We start from the raw sequence: 15,294 nt of genomic DNA, 5'->3' as shown, positions 1-15,294 counted from the left end.
GTAGCACCGGCCGCGGCCGTTCGATATCCGTTCGCAGGTGGCCGATACCGCGTCCTACCCTCGATCACATGACCAAGCCCCTCGTCGCCATCCTCAGCGGCGCCGGTATCTCCACCGACTCCGGCATTCCCGACTACCGCGGGCCGAACGGACTGTGGCGGCGGGATCCGCAGGCGGAGAAGCTCGTCACCTACGAGTACTACATGGGCGACCCGGAGATCCGGCGGCGGTCCTGGCAGATGCGGCGCGAGAACCGCACCCTCCAGGCCGAACCGAACGCGGCACACCGCGCGGTGGCCGAACTGGAGCGGGCCGGCGTACCGGTGCGGGTGATCACACAGAACGTCGACGGGCTCCACCAGCTCGCCGGAATGCCCGCCCGCAAGGTCCTCGAACTGCACGGCACGGCGCGGAGCGTCGTGTGTACGAAGTGCCACGCCCGCGGGCCCATGGAGGACGCGCTCGCCCGGGTCGCCGCCGGTGAGGAGGATCCACCGTGCCTGGAGTGCGGCGGCATCCTGAAGTCGGCGACGGTGATGTTCGGCGAGCGTCTCGACCCGGTCGTGCTCGGCGAGGCACTCGCCGTCACCAAGGCCTGCCAGGTGTTCATCGCCGTCGGCACCAGCCTCCAGGTACAGCCGGCGGCAGGACTCGCGGGCGTCGCCGCCGACCACGGCGCCCGCCTGATCATCGTCAACGCCGAGCCGACACCGTACGACGAGATCGCCGACGAGGTCGTACGGGAGCCGATCGGTACGGCCCTGCCGGAGCTGCTGCACCGGCTGGGCGCCGAAGGCGACCGGTGAGCCCCGTGCCTGCGGTCTGACGCCCCCGCACGCGCCTCCGCGCCTTCCTCGGCCTCTCCCCTTTGTGCTCAGTCGGCCAAGACCCGGCCAAGACACTGTGTCGACTATCCCGCGGGCGGAGTGGGAGGTTTCGGTACGCGCCGCTCCAATGGCATGATCGATTAGCTGTTCGAGGCAACGAACTGGAGGGGGAACAGGTTGTCTTTCGAGGAGGAGTGGGCCCAGTTGAAGGCCGACGCGCTGGCGCGTCAGCAGACCGGCATGCAGATCGACCAGCTGCCGGCGGACGGAGGCGGAGGGGCCGTCGCGCCGGCCACCGGGTCCCTGGTGGCCAAGGCGGAGTCGATCAACGGCAACTCGAATCTGCTGATCGAGATCGCGGGCTTCCTCCACGAGGGCCGCCCCGACGCCGAGTTGACCACCATGGCCCGGGAGCCCCGGACGCCCGAGGACGTGGCCAGGCAGGTGGCGCGGTTCGCCGGCTTCGCGGACGACCAGTACCTGGACGCGGTCGCCCTGTTCGCGGCGCTCTCGACCCGCCTGAGGACGACCGGCAGCAACTTCGTGAAGATCGACGACGACACGGCTCGGCACTTCCTCGACGACGTTCTGGAGTACGGCCAGTACGTCGCCCCGGAGGCACGATGACCAGCGGCATCAGTCACCGCAAGGACGTCGAGTTCCTGGAGAGCTGCAACCCGCCCCTCGTCGAACGGAACGCCGACGAGTTCCAGCGCCTGCACGACATGCTCGTGGCGGTCGACCCCTCGGCTGAACGGGCCGAGAAGCACACGCAGTGGAAGAGCGAGGGCAGTCAGCACTACGAGGCCCGGCTCACCGAGGCACGCAAGCTCATCACGCAACTCGCGGAGGGCTACGACAAGGCCGCGAGTGCCCTGCGCAGCTACGCCTTCGCGCTCGAGGTCGCCAAGGCCCACTACTCCAACGGCAAGGCCAACGAGCAGATCCTCGCGGACCTGATCCACACCAAGGGCACGGCGATCACCCGTGAGGCGCAGGAAGCGGAACCGATGCGCCAGTGGGAGGACATGCGGGCCACCACCGGCGTCATGGACTACTTCGCCGAACTGACCATGGACGTCGACGACATCCGCGACGACGCGGACCGGCTGCACGACGCCGCCGGCGGGGACTTCCACCTGGCCAAGACGACGGAGCACGAGGCGCGGGAGATCTGCGTCCACGAACTCAAGCAGGCCTACGACCTCCTGCCGGACTTCCGGATGGGTTTCATCCAACGTGTCGACATCGCCTCGGCGATGTCGGAGTTGCGGCGAGAGGCGGCCGAGGCGAGTGCGAACCCGTTGACGCGACTGCCCGGAAGCGGCCCCAAGCAGGACTACTACCCCATCGCCGGGAACGAGATCGTCTCCCCGACCCTGCGCGACATCCGGCTCCAGGTGGCCAACCTCCCCACCGGTAAGGACAATTACTGGAACCCGCCCTCGAACGCCGAGGAGCGCGCCGACTGGATCGCGGCGAACAAAGAGATCATCAAGGCGGCGGCTCGGAACTCGGGACTGCCCCCGGACATGATCGCCGGCATCGCCTGGCAGGAGATCGGCGGGCAGTTCGGCGCGTTCGACGACGCCACCGACACCATCCGCGAACAGGCCGACTCCCCGCTCAGCCCGATCGCCCCGGAAAGCCTGCCGTGGCGTCTCGGCGGTGACCCCGACAACACGTCGTTCGGGCCCATCGCCATCCAGGTGCGACGCGGTGCCGAGGTCCTCGGATACGACCCCGACAACCTCAGCGACCAGCAGCGTGGCATGGTGGAGCAAGCTCTCCAGGACCCTGCGCAGAACATATTCATCGCGTCGGAGTACCTTGCCCAGCTCAAGGCGGAGAGTGAGTTCGCCGACGTACCCGCCGAAGAGATGACGCCCGCCCAGTATCAGGAGCTCGCCGCGCGCTACAACGGCGGACCGTACTGGGAGACCGACGACGCCCAGGCCTACGGGCGTGGCTTCACGAACGATCTGAACGAGGCAAGGAACGCACTGCGCTGATGACCCGCCCTTATGACCCTGCCGACGACCGCGGTTGCCTGCGCCTGGTGCTCGCCGTACCACTCACCCTCCTCACCCTCATCGCCGCGCTCTGCTGCTGGGCGGCACTCACGATGCGTCCGTCCGGCCCCTGGGACGACGAGGCGTACGCCGGCATCGTCCTGGCGTGTGTCTTCACCATCGGAGCCGCCGCAGCTGCGATGGGGCTGTGGCTGTTGCCATCGGTGCGTCGGGTCATGGGGTGGGGCTGGGTGGTCCCCGCTCTCCTGCTGGGAGTTGTCGCCGGGGTGCGCTGGGTGTTCGTCGGTTGAGAACCGCATGGGACGGTCGGTGCGTTGCCCAGCCCCTGGATCGAGCGAGGAGGGCGGCGGCTGGAGCGGGTGGTGCGAGGCGTCCCGGGCCCCGGCGGACGCGACGGCGGCCGGGGCCCGGGGGCGGTCACTGTGACGCCTGGTTGCCGCCGAAGGTCACGACGAGGCGGCCGTCCGTGGCGAAGGACCAGTTGAGGGCGCCCGCGGAGGAGGAGCAGCGGGATCCGTTCGAACCGGACCAGAACTGGTTGGAGTTGTCGGCGTTGCCGATGATGCGGTCGTTCGTGCCGCTGCCGCTGCGGCACGAGGTGTTGTTGCGGAACACCGAGGTTCCGGCGTCGAAGTTGAAGTTGCGCTGGCCGTTGTCGATGCTGATGTTGTCCGACACCGTCATCGTGCCGGGGTTGCTGTTGTAGGTGAACCCGTGCTTGCCGTTGTGGTAGGCGATGCTGCGCCGGACGATGTGGTCGACCCCGATGTCCTCGCCGCCGAGCTTGTAGCCGTTGCGGTCGCCGTTCCCGGCCTGGGAGCCGTCGCTGAGGGTGCCGTTGTCGTAGGCGAGGGAGTCCTCGATGGTCACCGGGCCGATGGCGCCCGTGTCCGGCTTGGTGTAGAGGTCCCAGCCGTCGTCGATGTTGTTGTGGGACACGGCGTAGCGGAAGACGTTCCCGGGGCCGGAGGTGAGCTTCGCGGCGAAACCGTCGGCGTCCTCGCCGTCGGAGTCGGCGTTGTCGTGCGACTCCGCGCTCAGGATGAGGTTGTTGGACGGCCACTGGTCCTTGGGGGTGGTGGAGGCCATCCGCGAGAGCTGCAGCCCGGTGTCGCGGTTGTAGCGCGTCACCGTGCGCTCGAAGATGTTGTTGCTGCCGCCGACGAAGATCCCGTTGTCACCGGCCCGTTCCACGACGAGGCCCTTGACGTGCCAGTACGACCCGTTCACGGCGAGTCCGCGGTTCGACGAGGACTCGGTCTGCGCCGAGAAGTTCAGCACCGGGGTCTCCCCCGGGTAGGCGGCCAGCTCCGTGCGGTCGCTCGCCGTGCCGTTGTTGCCCGCCGGGATGGTGATCGTCTGCGCGTAGCGGTAGGTGCCGCCGCGCAGGTAGATCGTCCCGCCGGGTGTGATGCGGCTGATCGCCGAGGTGAGCGTCGTCGGGGCCGACTGTGTTCCGGCCGCGCCGTCCGTGCCGTTCGGCGCCACGTACAGCGCGGTGCTCGACGGCGGCGGGGTGGTGCCGCTCGTCTCGACGCCCAGGTAGTCGATGTTGGGCAGGCCCGCCGAGGTGGTCGGGTTGAACCGGATGGTGTTGCTGCCCGCGTTCAGCGACACGGTGAGGGTCTTGGTGACCCAGGTCGACCAGGCGCCCGTGGCCTCGAAGGACGGTGTCTGCACCGTCGACCCGTTGACGATCAGCCCGGCCGGGCGCGCGGTGGTGGCGCCGTTGGCGAAGCGGACGCTCAGCGTGGCCGTGCCCGCGGCGGGGGCGTTCACCGTGAACTGGGCGTAGGCGCCGGTGGCGTTGGTGGCGTTGCAGAACCCGCTGCCGGAGTAGCCGGACCAGTCGGAGTCGATGGTGCCGGTGCAGACCGCCGGGGAGCTCTCGGCTTCGTAGAGGGTGGACGCTGCCTGCGCCGTGTTGCCGGACAGCGCGACGAGCGCGCCGGCCAGCAGGCCGACGCACGCGATGACGGGGCTCCGTTGCATCGTTTGTCTCCAGGTGGGTGGGCTCGACCGACGAGGGGCTCAGCGCCCCCTTTCGCCGCGGCGGTCCCGGGTGTGACGATACGTTCGGTTCGACCATGTGAACGTGAACGGCAACCAGACACCGCGCGCGGATGACCGAAGTGCTTGTTTGGGAAGGTAAGCGCTTGCCATATACGCGTCAACGGTCGTGCATCTGATTGCCGTTCACAGTGATGAACAGTTGGCCGGTCTCGTCGCCGTGCCTGGAGGAGGTGCGCCGATCAGAAGAGCGCCGTTTGGCCTTCGAAGTCCAGCAGGCGCTGCTTGCGGTCGAGGCCGCCGCCGTAGCCGGTGAGGCCGCCGCCCGCTCCGATCACACGATGGCAGGGGACGACGATGCCGACGGGGTTCTTGCCGTTGGCGAGGCCGACCGCGCGGGACGCCGCCGGGTTGCCGAGGGCTTCGGCGAGCTCGCCGTAGGTGCGGGTCTCGCCGTAGGGGATCTTCCGGAGCTCGGACCAGACGCTCCGCTGGAACGGGGTGCCGTCGAGGCGGAGTTCGAGGGTGAACTCCTTCAACTCGCCTGCGAAGTACGCCTCCAGCTGTTCCTCGGCGGCGCCGAAGAGGGTTTCGTCACGCGGGCCGAAGCCTTCCTCCGGTGGGCGGTGGCGTTGTCCGGTCATGTAGAGACCGCACAGGACGCCGTCGTCGGCGACGAGGGTGAGCGGGCCGTAGGGGCTGTCGATGACGGTGTGCTGCTTCACGGTGTTCCTCACACGGGCAGGAAGTTGATCGGGTGGCTGTCGGTCGCCCACAGGTACTGGACCGCGTACGCCCGCCACGGACGCCAGGCCGCCGCGCGGGCAGTGAGCGCCGCCGGGGTGGAGGGCAGGCCCAGCTCCTGGGCGGCGCGCCGGATTCCGAGGTCGGTGGGGAGGAAGGCGTCGGGGTCACCGAGGGCGCGCATCGCGATGACGTCGACCGTCCAGGGGCCGAACCCGGGGAGGGAGAGAAGCCGGGCGCGGGCCTGAGACCAGTCGCTCTCCACCCCCAGGTGCAGGGTGCCGTCGGCGAGTTGGGAAACGACAGTGGTGAAGGTCGTACGGCGGGTGCGGGGCATCGCCAGGGACTCGGGGTCGAGCACGGCGAGGGCCTCGGGGGTGGGGAAGAGATGGGTGAGGCCGCCTTCCGGATCGTCGACCGGGTCGCCGTGCGCGGTGACCAGGCGGGCCGCGTGGGTGCGGGCCGCCGCCGTGGAGACCTGCTGGCCGAGGACCGCCCGGACGGCGAACTCGGCCTCGTCGACGGTGCGGGGCACCCGGCGGCCGGGGGCCTTGTCGACCAGGGGCGCGAGCTGCGGATCCGTGCGCAGCTGGTCGTCGATGGCGACCGGGTCGGCGTCCAGGTCGAGCATGCGCCGGCAGCGGCTGATGGCGACGGTGAGGTCGCGCAGGTCGCTGAGGGTGAGACGGCAGCCGATGTGGTCCGGATGGGGGGTGAGCGCCACGATCCCGTGCCCGTACGGCAGACGGAGGGTGCGCCGGAAGGCTCCGTCCCGCCACTCCTCCACACCCGGTACGCCGGTCGCGGCGAGATGGCCGAAGAGGTTGTCGGGATTGAGCGGGGCCCGGAACGGAAGGCGGAGAGTGAGCGTGCCGGGGGTGCCCGGAGCACCGGCGTTCGCCGCCGGGGTGGACCCGTTCCTCTTCGGGACACGGGACCGCAGTTCGCTCGGGGAGAGCGCGAAGACCTCGCGCACGGTGTCGTTGAAGGTGCGGACGGAGGCGAAACCGGCGGCGAACGCCACGTCCGCCATGGACAGTTCGCTGGTCTCGATGAGCAGCCGGGCGGTCTGGGCCCGCTGGGCCCGCGCCAACGCGAGGGGACCCGCACCGAGTTCGGCGAGGAGTTGACGCTCGACCTGGCGGGTGCTGTAGCCCAGGCGGACGGCGAGGCCGGGCACGCCCTCCCGGTCGACGACACCGTCGGCGATCAGCCGCATGGCACGGGCGACGAGATCGGCGCGCTGGTTCCACTCCGGGGAGCCCGGACTGGCGTCGGGCCGGCAGCGCTTGCAGGCCCGGAAGCCGGCCTGCTGGCAGGCGGCGGCGCTCGGATGGAAGGTCATGTTCTCCGGCTTGGGCGCCACCACCGGACAGCTCGGACGGCAGTAGATGCCGGTGGTCAGGACCGCCGTGAAGAACCAGCCGTCGAACCGCGCGTCCTTGGACTGCACGGCACGCACGCAGCGCTCGCGGTCGGTGTACATCCCGTTGTACGTCCCGTTGTGCATGCGTCCAGCATCGACCACCGGCCCCACGGGCGCTGGCGAGAATCCGACATCAACCTCGCCTGTCCAGCACCGCCGCAGATCGCCCCGGCCATCATCCCCGCCAGGCCCGCTCCCGCAACAGCCGCAGCCCGTTCAGCCCGACCAGCACGGTCGAACCCTCGTGTCCGGCCACGCCGAGCGGAAGGGGGAGATGACCGACGAGGTCCCACAGGACGAGGACGGTGATGAAGGTCCCCGCGATCACCAGGTTCTGCAGCACCAGCCGGCGGGCGGTCCGCGACAGCCGTACGACCGCGGGGATCGCGGTGAGGTCGTCGCGCACGACCACGGCGTCCGCCGTCTCCAGGGCCAGGTCGGAGCCCGCCCGGCCCATCGCCACTCCGGAGTGGGCGGCGGCGAGCGCGGGCGCGTCGTTGACACCGTCACCGACGAACAGCACCTTGCGCCCGGAGAGTTGCAGCTCCCGGACGGCGTTCACCTTGTCCTCCGGGAGCAGCTCCGCCCGGACGTCCGTGATGCCGGTGGCGTCGGCGACACGGGTGGCGGCCTGTGCGTTGTCGCCGGTGAGGAGGACGGGGGTGGTGCCGGTGAGGGCGGTCAGGGCGGCGGTGGCCGCGGGGGCGGCGGGGCGGAGGCGGTCGGTGAGGGTGAGGGTGCCCGCCGGGGTGGCGTCGACGGTGAGGAGGACGGTGGTGCCGGGGGGTGGGGTGGGGGCGGGCGTGCGGTCGGCGGGATCCTGCATACCGTGGGCGGGGGTGGGTGTGGGTGTGCGGTCGACGACGTCCTGCATACCGTCGGCGGCGCCTGGAGTGCGGGCGACAAGATCCCGCATACCGTCGACGCCGGACCGACCGTCGGCGAGATTCTGCATACCATCGCCGTCCTCGCGGCGACCGTCGGCAGACTCCCGCATACCGTCGACGCCCTCACGCCCACGGTCGGCGGGATCCTCCACACGCCCGACCGTCACCTCACGCCCCTCGACCACCGCCGAAACCCCCCGCCCCGGCGTCGCCACGAAGTCCTCCGCCCGTGCGATCCGCAGGCTCCTCCCCCGTGCCGCTGCCACGATCGCGCGGGCCAGCGGGTGTTCGCTGGGGTGTTCGGCGGCCGCGGCCAGGGCGAGGAGGGTGTCCTCGTCGAGGTCGGAGCCGGGCAGCGGGGTGACGTCCGTGACCTCGGGGGCGCCCTCGGTGAGGGTGCCGGTCTTGTCGAGGGCCGCGGTGTCGATCTCGCCGAGGCGTTCCATGGCGACGGCCGACTTGACCAGGACGCCGTGGCGGCCGGCGGTGGCGATGGCGGAGAGCAGGGGCGGCATGGTGGCCAGCACGACCGCGCACGGGGAGGCGACGATCATGAAGGTCATGGCGCGCAGCAGGGCGTCGGTGAGGTCGGCGCCGAAGGCGAGCGGCACGGCGAAGACGGCGAGGGTGGCGGCGACGACGGCGACGGCGTAGCGCTGTTCGATCTTCTCGATGAACAGCTGGGTCGGCGCCTTGGTGCGGGAGGCCTCCTCGACGAGGGTGACGATGCGGGCGATCACCGAGTCGGCGGGGTCGCGTTCGACGCGGACGCGCAGGGCGCCGGTGCCGTTGAGGGTGCCGGCGAAGACCTCGTCGCCGGGGCGCTTGACGACGGGCAGGGGTTCGCCGGTGATGGTCGCCTGGTCGGCCTCGCTGACGCCGTCCTCGACCCGGCCGTCGGCGCCGATGCGCTCGCCCGGGCGGACCAGCAGCAGGTCGCCGACGGCGAGTTCGGCGGCGGGGACGGTCTCCTCGCCGTCGTCGGTCAGGCGGGTCGCGGTGTCGGGGGCGAGGTCGAGCAGACCGCGGACGGAGTCGGCGGTGCGTGCGGTGGCCAGGGCCTCCAGGGCGCCGGAGGTGGCGAAGATGACGATGAGCAGGGCGCCGTCGAGGACCTGTCCGATCGCGGCCGCGCCGAGCGCCGCGACGATCATCAGCAGGTCGACGTCGAGGGTCTTCTCGCGCAGTGCCCGCAGTCCTTCGAGGGCCGGTTCCCAGCCGCCGGTGACGTAGGCGACTGCATACGGGATCCCGTACACCCATGACGGCGCACCGCCGACGTCCAGGCCGAGGCCGAGCAGGAAGGCGACGGTGGCGGCGAGGGCCCAGCGGGCCTCGGGGAGGGCCAGGAGGCGGGTCCGGCGGCGGGATGCGGACACGGCGGACGCGGCGGTCGGCGGGGAAGCGAGAGTCGTGGACACGCGGTCACCATACAGGAACACATGAAGACTCATTCATCCATTCATATACGGTGGGTAAGATACGCCGCATGGGTCATGGAGCCGTCACCACCACAGCCACCGAGCGCGTACGCCTGGACGCGGGCAACGTGGCCAAGGTGGCCACCACCCTCCAGGCCCTCTCCACCCCCTCCCGGCTGCTGATCCTCGCCCGCCTGCGCGAAGGGCCGCTCCCCGCGACGGAGTTGGCCGCCGAGGTGGGCATGGAGCAGTCCGCCTGCTCGCACCAGTTGCGGCTGCTGCGCAACCTGGGACTGGTGGTCGGTGAGCGGCGCGGCCGGTCGGTCGTCTACGCGCTGCACGACCACCACGTCGCCGAACTCCTCGACCAGGCCGTCTACCACGTCGAGCATCTGCGGCTGGGCATCAGTGACAACACCGAGTGAGCCGGCGAGCGGGACGAGCGACGCTCGGCGCGGGCAGATGTGGCCGCTGTACGCGGCCGGTTTCACCACCGCGTTCGGCGCGCACGGCATCGCCGCGAACCTCGGCGGCGACACCGACGACGCCGTCACCTCACTGCTCGTTCTCGGCGGGCTGCTCGCGCTGTACGACGGCGCGGAGGTGCTGCTGAAGCCGGTGTTCGGCACGATCGCCGACCGCGTCGGCGCGCGCCCGGTCCTCCTCGGCGGCCTCGTCGCGTTCGCGGTCGCCTCCGCGCTGTACGTCGTCGTGGACAGCGCCGGCTGGCTGTGGGCGGCCCGGCTGGGTCAGGGCGCGGCGGCCTCGGCGTTCTCACCGGCGGCGTCGGCGCTGGTGGCGCGGCTCAGTCCGGCGGCGGGGCACGGGCGGGCGTTCGGAAGCTACGGCTTCTACAAGTCCGTCGGTTACACCCTGGGTCCGTTGCTGGGCGGGGTGCTGGCGTGGGCGGGCGGCCTGCGACTGCTGTTCGGGGTGCTCGCGGTGCTCGGCGCCTGCGTCGCCGTATGGGCGGCCGTCGCCGTGCCCGTCGTCCCGCCGTTGCCGCGGGCCCGGCAGACCGTCGTGGATCTGGCGCGGCGGCTGGCCGATCCGGTGTTCCTGGTGCCGACGGCCGCGCTCGCCGGGGCGACCGCCGCGCTCTCGGTGGGCGTGGGGTTCCTTCCGGTGTCCGGTGCGGCGGCGGGGCTCGGGACGGTGGCGACCGGGGCCGCGGTGTCGGTGCTGGCGGCCTGCGCGGCGGTCGTACAGCCGCGCGCGGGGCGGGCGTTGGACGCCGGGCGGCTCACCGCGCGGGGCGGTCTGACCTGCGGGACGCTCGTCGCGGCGGCGGGGCTGGCGTGCGCGATGCTGCCGGGGCTGACGGGGGTGCTGCTCGCCGCGGCGCTGATCGGGGTGGGCACGGGGCTGATCACCCCGCTCGGGTTCGCGGCCCTTGCCTCGTCGACCCCTCGTGAGCGGTTGGGGCAGACGATGGGGGCGGCGGAGCTGGGACGTGAACTCGGGGACGCGGGCGGCCCGTTGGTCGTTGCGGGCGTCGCGACGGCGGCGACGTTGACGTACGGGTACGGGGTGTTGGCGGTGTTGCTGGTGTGCGGACCGGCGCTGGCGGTGGTGGCCGCGAGGCGCCGCAAGGTCTCTACAAGGCTGTAGGTCTCAAGAAGGCCGTAGGTCTCACAAAGGTCGTAGGCCTCAGAAAGGCCCGTGGGCCTCATGGACGGCCCCTTGCCACCCCAGAAAGCCGCGTAGACCTCAGGAAGCCCCATAGACCTCAGGAAGCTCCCTGTAGGCCTCGGGGAGGAGGCCGCAGGTCTCACGGAGGGCCACAGGTCTCCGTGGGTCCCGCGGGCTCCCCGACCGCACGTCTTTCTTCCGGTTCCGGCCTCGCCCGTCAGGCGGGCGGCTGCGGTGCCGCACGGGTGACGGGCGAGGCCGGTGAGCGGCGGCGTTCCTGCGGTGGGCGCCGCTCAGCCGCTGACGGTCGTGCGGCTACTTGAGTTCGGCGGCGGTGTAGTAGCCGCCCGCGACCAGAACCAGGTCGTAGTTGGACTTGTCGACGCTCGTCGGCTGCAGCAAGAAGCCGGGCACGGGCTTGACGCCGTTGTTGTAGGCCCTTCTGCTGTTCAGCCTCGGCGTCTTGCCGTTGAGGATGTCGTCGGCCATTTCCGAGGCGACGCCGGCGAGCTCGCGGACGTCCTTGTAGATGGTCTGCGACTGCTCACCCGCGATGATCGACTTCACCGAGGCCAGTTCGGCGTCCTGACCGGTGACGACCGGAAGGGGTTTGCTGCCGGAGCCGTAGCCGTCCGCCTTCAGCGCGGACAGGATGCCGAGGGAGATGCCGTCGTACGGCGACAGGACCGCGTCGACCGTCTTGTTCCGGTACGACTCGGCGAGGATGCCGTTCATGCGCTTCTCCGCGGTGGGCCCGTCCCAGCGCAGGGTGGTGACCTTGCCGAGCTTGGTCTGGCCGGACCGGACCACCAGTTGCTTGCTGTCCAGGTACGGCTGCAGGAGCGCCATCGCACCGTTGAAGAAGTACTTGGTGTTGTTGTCGTCGGGGGAGCCGGCGAACAGCTCGATGTTGAACGGGCCCTTGCCGTCCTCCAGGCCGAGCTTGTCGATGATGTAGCGGGCCTGGAGCCGGCCGACCTGCTCGTTGTCGAAGGAGACGTAGTAGTCGACGTTCTTGGTGTTGAGGATGAGCCGGTCGTAGGAGATGACCGGGATCTTCGCGTCGGCGGCCTGCTGGAGCACGCCGTTCAGCGACTTGTTGTCGATGGCCGCGATGATCAGCGCGTCGACACCCTGCTTGATCAGGTTCTCTATCTGTGAGACCTGGTTCTTCGGGTCGTCCTCGCCGTAGACCAGCGTGGCCTTGTAGCCCTTGCCCTGCAGGTCCTGGACCATGCTCTTGCCCTCGGTGACCCAGCGCTCGGAGCCCTTGGTCGGCAGAGCGATGCCGATGGTGCCGCCACCCTTTGCGGAGCCGCCCTCACTGTTCTCGCCGCAGGCGGACAGGGTAAGGGCCAGGGAGACGGCTCCGGCGATGGTGGTGAGGGCGGCTCTTCGGTTGCGCATGGCGATCGTTCCTCGTACTTCTCGTCGTTGAGGTGTGACGTATCGGATGACGGTGCGACCCCAGGTGCCCTGGACGGACCGGAGCTCAGGCAGAGCGGTGTGCCGGGGCGGATCAGCTCGGCGACCTCGTGGATCCGCGCTCGGCCGCCGAGGTCGTCGGAGGTCCTGGGCGGCGTCCGGGTCTCGCCGGCTCTCGCGATCCCTGTGCCGGTGCGCACCTGTACGTACGTCAGGCTGTGCCACGGAGTCCCGGCCACGTGGGGACTGATACCGGTGATGCGCAGGGCACTGGCCTTTCAACCGTTCGAAATGTCGTCACCTGGTCGGAATGCTGGCGTGACGGTAAGAGTGAGGTGCGCGCAGTGTCAACGGGGTGTGCAGGAACGGTTGCGTAAAGGTGCCGGAGATCGCTCAGCCGACGCCCTCCTGGCGCGACGCCAGTGCCCCGATCACGAACACGTCGATCGCCATCACCACGATCGACCAGAGGGGTTCGTGGGGCAGGAAGAGGAACTGGGCGACGAGGCTGAGCGAGGCGAGGACGATGCCCGGGAGGCGGGCCCAGGGCGCGGACCCGAGCAGGCCGGCGCCGGTGCCGGCGGCGAGGACGCCGAGGACGAGGTGGACGGCGCCCCAGCCGGTGAGGGTCAGTGCGTAGACGTACGAGTCGACGCGGGCGTAGACGTCGTCCCCGGCGAGGGCCGCGATGCCCTGGAGGACGGCGAGGACGCCGCCGCACAGCAGCAGGACGCCGGCGAAGGTGGCGCCGCCGAAGGCCCGGGCGTCGCGTGGGGAGGGCGTGCGGGGGCCGCCGGGCGGCACGGACCAGGCGGTGCCGATCTCGCCCTGCGGGGAGCCGGTCGGGCGTCTCGGGTGGGAGGTCATGGCGGGGCGTCCCTTCTGTGGAGCTCCGTCGCCCTCGGTCTCCAGGACATCCCGGGTGTACGGCGGCGGCGAGCGCGGCGGGGCCGTACGGGTGAGCGGTGAACGACCCCGCCGCGGCCCTCACATGTTGATCATGTGGCCGGACAGGCCGTGGATCGCCTCCTGGATCGCCTCGCCGAGGGTCGGGTGGCCGTGGACGTTGCGGGCCACCTCGTGGACGGTGAGGTCCCACTTCTGGGCGAGGGTCAGCTCGGGCAGCAGCTCGGTGACCTCGGGGCCGATCATGTGGCCGCCGATCAGCTCGCCGTACTTCGCGTCGCTGATCAGTTTCACGAAGCCGGTGGTGTCGCCGAGGCCGTGCGCCTTGCCGTTGGCGGTGAAGGGGAACTTGGCGACCTTCACGTCGTAGCCGAGGTCGCGGGCCTGGGCCTCGGTGTAGCCGAAGCTGGCGATCTGGGGCTGGCAGTAGGTGGCGCGCGGGATCATGGCGTAGTCGAGCTCCATGGTCTCCGCGTCGGCGAGGGTCTCGGCGGCGATCACGCCCATCGCCTCGGCGGCGTGCGCGAGCATGAGTTTCGCGGTGACGTCGCCGATCGCGTAGATGTGCGGGACGGAGGTGCGGCAGCGGCCGTCGACGTCGATGGCGCCGCGTTCGGTGACCTTGACGCCGGTGTTCTCCAGGCCGTAACCGGTGACGTTCGGGGCGAAGCCGATCGCCTGGAGGACCTTGTCGGCCTCCAGGATCTTCTGGGTGCCGTCCTTGGCGGTGACGGTGACGCGGACCTGGGGGCCGGACTCGTCGATGGCGTCGACGCGGGTGGAGGTGAGGACGTCGACGCCCAGCTTGCGGTACTGGCGGGCGAGTTCGGCGGAGACCTCGGCGTCCTCCAGGGGGGCGACGCGGTCGAGGAACTCGACGATCGTGACCTTCACGCCGTAGTTGTGCAGGACGTAGGCGAACTCGATGCCGATGGCGCCGGCGCCCGCGATGACGATCGACTGCGGGAGGTCCTCGGCGAGGATCTGCTCCTCGTACGTCACCACGCGGGAGGTGCGGCGGGTGCCGGGGAGGAGCTTGGGGGTGGCGCCGGTGGCGATGATGCAGTGGTCGAAGCCGATGGTGCGGGTGTTGCCCTCGTAGTCGGTCACCTGGAGGGTGTGCGGGTCGAGGAAGGTGCCGCGGCCGTCGTACTCGGTGATCTTGTTCTTCTTCATCAGGTAGTGGACGCCCTTGACGCGGCCGTCCGCGACCTTGCGGCTGCGGCGGAACGCCTCGCCGTAGTCGAAGGAGATCTGTCCGTCGACCTTGATGCCGAAGGTCTTCGCCTCGTGGGTGACGATGTGGGCGAGTTCGGCGTTGCGCAGGAGTGCCTTGGTGGGGATGCAGCCCACGTTGAGGCAGACGCCGCCCCAGTACTTCTCCTCGACGACGGCGACGCGTTTGCCCAGTTGGGCGGCGCGCACCGCGGCGACGTAGCCGCCGGGGCCGGCGCCGAGGACCACGACGTCGAAGCGTTCGTCCTGCTCGACCATGGGAGGTTTCCTTTTCCGTGGAGTGCGTTACGGGTGATGCGTCGTTCCAGGTCCGATTGTTCCGCGTCGTCGGGGAGAATGCGCGAGTGATCGAACACTGTTGTGACCAAATGAACGAGCGGGTGGACTGGCGGTGCGTGGTGCACTCCGATGTCTTCGACTGCCCGGACGCGCTGGTGCGGTTCGTCCCGAAGTTCCGCGAGTACGGGCTGATCGTCCACGACGGGGGCACGGCGAGCATCCGGATCGAGTTCTGTCCGTGGTGCGGTGCGCGGCTGCCCGAGTCGCAGCGGGACCGGTGGTTCGACGAGCTGGAGGCGCGCGGGATCGATCCGTGGGAGGACGAGGTTCCCGCGGAGTTCGAGGACGGCCGGTGGCTGGAGGCGGACCTCGGCGGGCCCGCTCCGGCCGGGCAGAAAGGGGCGGGGGCGGGGGCCCCGGGGGGGGGGGGGCCCCGGGGGGGGCCGGGGTCAAGGCCCGTTGCGGGGG

The 15,294-nt window shown here is 70.5% G+C and carries 14 protein-coding genes; 7 read left to right on the top strand and 7 right to left on the bottom strand.

From position 1 onward, the window contains the following. The first annotated feature begins 68 nt into the window (after positions 1 to 68). The 4 genes from ACPT94_RS27430 to ACPT94_RS27415 all read left to right on the top strand — a co-directional run bounded on the left by ACPT94_RS27430 (position 69) and on the right by ACPT94_RS27415 (position 3,150). Positions 69 to 806, top strand: coding sequence for an SIR2 family NAD-dependent protein deacylase (locus ACPT94_RS27430; protein WP_425247070.1), 738 nt, complete (start codon positions 69 to 71; stop codon positions 804 to 806). A 198-nt stretch (positions 807 to 1,004) separates the two neighbouring features. Next, positions 1,005 to 1,454 (top strand): hypothetical protein, encoded by a 450-nt coding sequence (locus tag ACPT94_RS27425; RefSeq protein ID WP_360330189.1) that lies wholly within the window; start codon positions 1,005 to 1,007, stop codon positions 1,452 to 1,454. After that, positions 1,451 to 2,839 carry a hypothetical protein gene (locus ACPT94_RS27420; RefSeq protein ID WP_425247069.1) on the top strand — a complete coding sequence of 463 codons (1,389 nt, stop codon included), beginning with the start codon at positions 1,451 to 1,453 and terminating at the stop codon, positions 2,837 to 2,839. Before ACPT94_RS27425 ends, ACPT94_RS27420 begins: the two co-directional genes overlap by 4 nt. Then, the gene (locus ACPT94_RS27415) at positions 2,839 to 3,150 is read left to right on the top strand and encodes a hypothetical protein (RefSeq protein ID WP_360330195.1); all 312 of its coding nucleotides are present in this window, start codon (positions 2,839 to 2,841) and stop codon (positions 3,148 to 3,150) included. Before ACPT94_RS27420 ends, ACPT94_RS27415 begins: the two co-directional genes overlap by 1 nt. A 127-nt stretch (positions 3,151 to 3,277) precedes the next feature. Here ACPT94_RS27415 and ACPT94_RS27410 read toward each other — a convergent pair whose 3' ends face one another. From ACPT94_RS27410 to ACPT94_RS27395, 4 genes are all read right to left on the bottom strand, one after another. After that, positions 3,278 to 4,852, bottom strand: a complete 1,575-nt coding sequence (locus ACPT94_RS27410) for a right-handed parallel beta-helix repeat-containing protein (protein ID WP_360330198.1) — start codon at positions 4,850 to 4,852, stop codon at positions 3,278 to 3,280. A gap of 260 nt (positions 4,853 to 5,112) precedes the next feature. Continuing rightward, entirely contained in the window at positions 5,113 to 5,595 is a 483-nt protein-coding gene (locus tag ACPT94_RS27405) for a methylated-DNA--[protein]-cysteine S-methyltransferase (RefSeq protein WP_425247068.1), read from the bottom strand. 8 nt (positions 5,596 to 5,603) lie between these two features. Further along, positions 5,604 to 7,100 (bottom strand): AlkA N-terminal domain-containing protein, encoded by a 1,497-nt coding sequence (locus tag ACPT94_RS27400; protein WP_360331112.1) that lies wholly within the window; start codon positions 7,098 to 7,100, stop codon positions 5,604 to 5,606. A 115-nt stretch (positions 7,101 to 7,215) separates the two neighbouring features. After that, complete coding sequence (locus tag ACPT94_RS27395; protein ID WP_425247067.1) at positions 7,216 to 9,381, bottom strand: heavy metal translocating P-type ATPase; 2,166 nt, start codon at positions 9,379 to 9,381, stop codon at positions 7,216 to 7,218. A 35-nt stretch (positions 9,382 to 9,416) separates the two neighbouring features. On the opposite strand from ACPT94_RS27395, the gene ACPT94_RS27390 reads away from it, so the two are divergent. Both ACPT94_RS27390 and ACPT94_RS27385 read left to right on the top strand, forming a co-directional pair. After that, positions 9,417 to 9,773, top strand: a complete 357-nt coding sequence (locus ACPT94_RS27390; protein ID WP_360330207.1) for an ArsR/SmtB family transcription factor — start codon at positions 9,417 to 9,419, stop codon at positions 9,771 to 9,773. A gap of 37 nt (positions 9,774 to 9,810) precedes the next feature. Beyond that, the gene (locus ACPT94_RS27385) at positions 9,811 to 10,959 is read left to right on the top strand and encodes an MFS transporter (RefSeq protein ID WP_425247116.1); all 1,149 of its coding nucleotides are present in this window, start codon (positions 9,811 to 9,813) and stop codon (positions 10,957 to 10,959) included. 336 nt (positions 10,960 to 11,295) lie between these two features. Here ACPT94_RS27385 and chvE read toward each other — a convergent pair whose 3' ends face one another. The 3 genes from chvE to lpdA all read right to left on the bottom strand — a co-directional run bounded on the left by chvE (position 11,296) and on the right by lpdA (position 14,805). Further along, positions 11,296 to 12,387 carry a multiple monosaccharide ABC transporter substrate-binding protein gene (chvE, locus tag ACPT94_RS27380; RefSeq protein WP_425247066.1) on the bottom strand — a complete coding sequence of 364 codons (1,092 nt, stop codon included), beginning with the start codon at positions 12,385 to 12,387 and terminating at the stop codon, positions 11,296 to 11,298. Between the two features lie 411 nt (positions 12,388 to 12,798). Beyond that, positions 12,799 to 13,272 (bottom strand): DUF7144 family membrane protein, encoded by a 474-nt coding sequence (locus tag ACPT94_RS27375; RefSeq protein ID WP_360330213.1) that lies wholly within the window; start codon positions 13,270 to 13,272, stop codon positions 12,799 to 12,801. 120 nt (positions 13,273 to 13,392) lie between these two features. Then, positions 13,393 to 14,805 (bottom strand): dihydrolipoyl dehydrogenase, encoded by a 1,413-nt coding sequence (gene lpdA, locus ACPT94_RS27370; protein ID WP_360330216.1) that lies wholly within the window; start codon positions 14,803 to 14,805, stop codon positions 13,393 to 13,395. A 110-nt stretch (positions 14,806 to 14,915) separates the two neighbouring features. Between lpdA and ACPT94_RS27365 the strand changes: the two genes are divergently transcribed. Next, a partial coding sequence (locus ACPT94_RS27365; protein WP_425247065.1) for a DUF6980 family protein occupies positions 14,916 to 15,294 on the top strand: 379 nt, incomplete at its 3' end.

This window comes from Streptomyces aurantiaciflavus, assembly GCF_049808595.1.
Taxonomy (GTDB): domain Bacteria; phylum Actinomycetota; class Actinomycetes; order Streptomycetales; family Streptomycetaceae; genus Streptomyces.
This window is presented reverse-complemented; position numbering and strand designations above follow the sequence as displayed.

What these genes read in the sequence shown, in the direction of transcription:
- chvE (WP_425247066.1), bottom strand. Translation starts at nt 12,387, where the DNA reads ATGCGCAACCGAAGAGCCGCCCTCACCACCATCGCCGGAGCCGTCTCC.
- ACPT94_RS27375 (WP_360330213.1), bottom strand. Translation starts at nt 13,272, where the DNA reads ATGACCTCCCACCCGAGACGCCCGACCGGCTCCCCGCAGGGCGAGATC.
- ACPT94_RS27430 (WP_425247070.1), top strand. Translation starts at nt 69, where the DNA reads ATGACCAAGCCCCTCGTCGCCATCCTCAGCGGCGCCGGTATCTCCACC.
- ACPT94_RS27420 (WP_425247069.1), top strand. Translation starts at nt 1,451, where the DNA reads ATGACCAGCGGCATCAGTCACCGCAAGGACGTCGAGTTCCTGGAGAGC.
- ACPT94_RS27385 (WP_425247116.1), top strand. Translation starts at nt 9,811, where the DNA reads ATGTGGCCGCTGTACGCGGCCGGTTTCACCACCGCGTTCGGCGCGCAC.
- ACPT94_RS27395 (WP_425247067.1), bottom strand. Translation starts at nt 9,381, where the DNA reads ATGAGTCTTCATGTGTTCCTGTATGGTGACCGCGTGTCCACGACTCTC.
- lpdA (WP_360330216.1), bottom strand. Translation starts at nt 14,805, where the DNA reads ATGGTCGAGCAGGACGAACGCTTCGACGTCGTGGTCCTCGGCGCCGGC.
- ACPT94_RS27410 (WP_360330198.1), bottom strand. Translation starts at nt 4,852, where the DNA reads ATGCAACGGAGCCCCGTCATCGCGTGCGTCGGCCTGCTGGCCGGCGCG.
- ACPT94_RS27390 (WP_360330207.1), top strand. Translation starts at nt 9,417, where the DNA reads ATGGGTCATGGAGCCGTCACCACCACAGCCACCGAGCGCGTACGCCTG.
- ACPT94_RS27400 (WP_360331112.1), bottom strand. Translation starts at nt 7,100, where the DNA reads ATGTACACCGACCGCGAGCGCTGCGTGCGTGCCGTGCAGTCCAAGGAC.
- ACPT94_RS27415 (WP_360330195.1), top strand. Translation starts at nt 2,839, where the DNA reads ATGACCCGCCCTTATGACCCTGCCGACGACCGCGGTTGCCTGCGCCTG.